Genomic DNA, 1,187 nt, shown 5'->3' with positions numbered 1-1,187 from the left:
AGTTGGGGACGGGGCGATACGGGTGCGAATGGGTTTGGTCATGGTAAATTCTCAAAATAAATAATACGCCAGCTCAGCTTTAATTTACAATTTTTAAAATCATAAGGGCGAATTGCAATTCGCCCCTTAGGCACGTTGTTGTAGCCTGTATTCACAAGGTTGGAGGTTTATATGGATGATCCATTATACTACATTGGTATTGATGTTGCCAAACATAAGTTTGATGTTGCTGTTAAACTGCCCAATGGCAAATACAAGCACAAGGTGTTTTGTAATCATCATCAAGGCTTTGATGAGTTTATCTGTTGGCTTAATGCCTTTGATGGTCGCTTTTGTGCTGTTATGGAAGCCACCAACATTTATCATGAAGCTTTGGCGGATTGTTTGGTGGCACAAAACATCATGGTCAGTATCATCAATCCTAAGTGCAGTGCCAGCTTTGCCAAAAGCGATAACCTACGGTCAAAGACAGATAAGATTGATGCTAAGCTCTTAGCAGACTATGCTTGTGAAAAAGGACATAAGCTTGTCTGTTATCAGCCCATGCTACCTGCCCAAAGACAACTGCTTCGTAAAAGCCGTCAGCTTGACCATTTAAAGGACAAGCTTGCTCAAGAAAAGGTACGTCTTAGCATGCTCATTGATGAAGATTGTATTGCTTATACCAAAGCGATGATAGACTTCATCAAAGGGCAAATCAAAGCCTTACAACAAAGCATTCGTCAGTGCGTTGCCAGTGATGACACTTTAAAGCAAAATGTCTCATTACTGCTTAGCATTCCTGCCATTGGCTTTGACAGTGCGGTTAAACTCATCTGCTACTTAGGTGACGGTAGTCGTTTTAAAAATGCAAAAGCAGCAGCAGCTTTTGCAGGGCTTACACCCATGATTAAATCATCGGGTAGTAGCTTACATCAAGTAATGGGCATTTCTAAAATCGGACAAGCAGACATTAGAAAAGCCTTATATTGCCCTGCCATGAACTTTGCCTTTGGTCGTTATAAAGACGGTGCTTATCGTTTGTTTGTAGATAGACTAAACAGCCAAGGCAAGGCAAAAAAGGTTGTGATTACCGCACTCATGCGTAAGCTTGTCAGTATTGCCCAAGCGGTACTACAAACACAAACCCCGTTTAAATTAGAGTTACATCGTTGAGATGGATTGGGGGTTGTGGTTTATGGTATCTA

The 1,187-nt window shown here is 41.4% G+C and carries 1 protein-coding gene; it reads left to right on the top strand.

The window, feature by feature from the left end; translation table 11 throughout:
• Nucleotides 1-171: 171 nt before the first annotated feature.
• Nucleotides 172-1,155 carry an IS110 family transposase gene (locus tag B5J94_RS11895; protein ID WP_062501710.1) on the top strand — a complete coding sequence of 328 codons (984 nt, stop codon included), beginning with the start codon at nucleotides 172-174 and terminating at the stop codon, nucleotides 1,153-1,155.
• Nucleotides 1,156-1,187 lie beyond the last annotated feature (32 nt).

Source organism: Moraxella lacunata, assembly GCF_002027545.1.
GTDB lineage: Bacteria > Pseudomonadota > Gammaproteobacteria > Pseudomonadales > Moraxellaceae > Moraxella > Moraxella lacunata.
This window is presented reverse-complemented; position numbering and strand designations above follow the sequence as displayed.